Origin of the sequence: Sphingomonas sp. 66-10 (genome assembly GCF_001897045.1) — a bacterium.
Classification (GTDB): Bacteria; Pseudomonadota; Alphaproteobacteria; order Sphingomonadales; family Sphingomonadaceae; genus Sphingomonas; species Sphingomonas lycopersici.
In genome coordinates this window covers 24040-24566 of sequence record NZ_MKRR01000151.1, presented here as the reverse complement: position 1 = coordinate 24566, position 527 = coordinate 24040, and the positions used below count along the sequence as shown (strand labels likewise).

The 527-nt window shown below is 61.1% G+C and carries 1 protein-coding gene; it reads left to right on the top strand.

The features are described from left to right. Positions 1-293: hypothetical protein (locus BGN95_RS23390; protein WP_286774177.1), on the top strand; the 293-nt coding region annotated here is incomplete at its 5' end. Positions 294-527: the final 234 nt, after the last annotated feature.

Sequence of the window (527 nt, the reverse complement as noted above, 5' to 3'; positions counted from 1 at the left end):
AATTGGAGTTCGGACGCGGTGCCGGGGAGGCCCTGGCACATCGGTTTCTCGAAGCCGAAGAGACCGATTTTCTCTGGGATGCGCGGATCGAGGAGCGCTGGCTCGGGTCCTACGAGAGCATCGACGACGATGATCTGGAGCTCGACCGGATAGCGATCTGCGGGCGACTGGACGGTCGCTGGTTCGCGAGCGTGATGCTCGTGGATGGCAACGGAATGGCGCACGGGACGATGGGGAAGCGCTACTGCAGGTCCCGCAGATCGGCCCATGAAGCGATGGTCGATGCACACTGATCGGGCGACGACTGGCAGGGAGAGGCGGCGTCGGACCGGCGCTGCTTCTCCCCCTTTTTGAGCCGGGAAGGTCAGGAGGAAGGGGGGAAGGGAAAACAAGATAAAGGCAGTGTCTCGCGACCCTGCTCAAGTGATTGTCTGGACATCGTTTTTTCACGAGACAAGCCGCTCCGGTCGCGAGACTCTGCGGAAGGAAACTTCCGGAATCCGGCATTTTCCTTCCGAAATCGCGAG